The organism is Paenibacillus sp. Soil766 (genome assembly GCF_001428105.1).
In the GTDB taxonomy this organism is placed as follows: domain Bacteria; phylum Bacillota; class Bacilli; order Paenibacillales; family NBRC-103111; genus Paenibacillus_E.
Genome location: NZ_LMSJ01000057.1, coordinates 1 through 1,030 on the forward strand (window position 1 = coordinate 1; position 1,030 = coordinate 1,030).

At 48.8% G+C, this 1,030-nt stretch carries 2 tRNA genes, 3 rRNA genes and 1 other annotated feature; all 5 genes read right to left on the reverse strand.

The features are described 5' to 3' along the window. Window positions 1-122, reverse strand: a 23S ribosomal RNA gene (locus tag ASG89_RS31155); the annotation flags it as partial. Window positions 123-378: 256 nt separating this feature from the next. After that, window positions 379-454 (reverse strand) — tRNA-Ala (locus ASG89_RS31160). 18 nt (window positions 455-472) lie between these two features. Further along, window positions 473-549, reverse strand: a tRNA-Ile gene (locus ASG89_RS31165). An 81-nt stretch (window positions 550-630) separates the two neighbouring features. Next, window positions 631-736, reverse strand: a 5S ribosomal RNA gene (gene rrf, locus ASG89_RS31170). Window positions 737-739: 3 nt separating this feature from the next. Further along, window positions 740-821, reverse strand: a sequence feature (5S ribosomal RNA rRNA prediction is too short). A 125-nt stretch (window positions 822-946) separates the two neighbouring features. After that, window positions 947-1,030 (reverse strand): 16S ribosomal RNA (locus ASG89_RS31175); the annotation flags it as partial.

Genomic DNA, 1,030 nt, shown 5'->3' on the forward strand with positions numbered 1-1,030 from the left:
CCCATTCGGACATCCCCGGATCAAAGCCTGCTTACGGCTCCCCGAGGCATTTCGTCGTTCGCCACGTCCTTCTTCGGCTCCTAGTGCCTAGGCATCCTCCGTGTGCTCTTTCTAGCTTAACCATTTATAGGGATCTTTAGCGTTAGCTAAAGTCTCTCCTAAGCTGAAAAAACTTTAAAGATTTTTGTGAGACCAAAAGGTCAACACAACCTAAGTTCTTACTTTACGTTTTGTTTCGTTATCTAGTTTTCAAGGAACAACTTAATGCTGTGATTCGATTATCTTCGCCCTATTTCAGCGGYGAAAGTTATCTTACCACATCTTATTACTGCATTTCAAGTCGAAATTTCTTGGAAATTCCYGTCTTAAAATGTRTTTTGGTGGAGCCAAGCGGGATCGAACCGCTGACCTCCTGCTTGCAAGGCAGGCGCTCTCCCAGCTGAGCTATGGCCCCAAAATGGYATTAAATTAATGGTGGGCCCTAGTGGACTCGAACCACCGACCTCACCCTTATCAGGGGTGCGCTCTAACCAGCTGAGCTAAGGGCCCGTATAGGGAAATTGTTCAAAATAAAAACCCACCTACAAGCTTTCGAAGCTTTCTTCGAAAGCTTGCCATGGGTATCGCTTGGCAACGTTCTACTCTCCCAGAACCCTGCGGTTCAAGTACCATCGACGCTGGAAGGCTTAACGGTCGTGTTCGAGATGGGAACGCGTGGATCCCTCCCAGAACCCTGCGGTTCAAGTACCATCGACGCTGGAAGGCTTAACGGTCGTGTTCGAGATGGGAACGCGTGGATCCCTTCCGCCATCATCACCAAACGGTTGCAACATGGTGTAAACCACCTTGCAGAAAGAGGTTTGCTCTTTCAAAACTGAACACGAGTGAGWAAGCGATTTGTATCCGAAGATACTTGACTGGATCTATCAGATCCGAGTCTCCATAGAAAGGAGGTGATCCAGCCGCACCTTCCGATACGGCTACCTTGTTACGACTTCACCCCAATCATCTACCCCACCTTCGGCGGCTG